We start from the raw sequence: 268 nt of genomic DNA on the forward strand, positions 1-268 counted from the left end.
AAGGTGAATGAATGAGGATCTGAGTCCTTTCTTTAGTAACATGTTTTAACGTATTCAAAGATGCATTGGCTCCTCTAGTAATAGTCCTAGGTGTTGATCATATTTATATGTATATGTATTTTTGCTAAAAAAACGCGTAATTTCATCTGCGCTTTCGTCGTTATTTATACTAATCGTTATTGCCTTATTAGATGACTGCGCATTACGAAGCTGTAATTTAAATTGTACAATCTTTTGTGTGCATTTAAATTTTTTTATATCGGAGTGT

Annotated in this window: 1 protein-coding gene; it reads right to left on the minus strand. The window is 31.7% G+C overall.

What is annotated here, in order from left to right; genetic code table 11:
* Window positions 1–54: 54 nt before the first annotated feature.
* On the minus strand, window positions 55–268 hold a 214-nt coding region (locus CWC04_RS19800; protein ID WP_138686197.1), incomplete at its 5' end, for a hypothetical protein.

Origin of the sequence: Pseudoalteromonas sp. S2893, assembly GCF_005887105.1 — a bacterium.
Classification (GTDB): Bacteria; Pseudomonadota; Gammaproteobacteria; order Enterobacterales; family Alteromonadaceae; genus Pseudoalteromonas; species Pseudoalteromonas atlantica.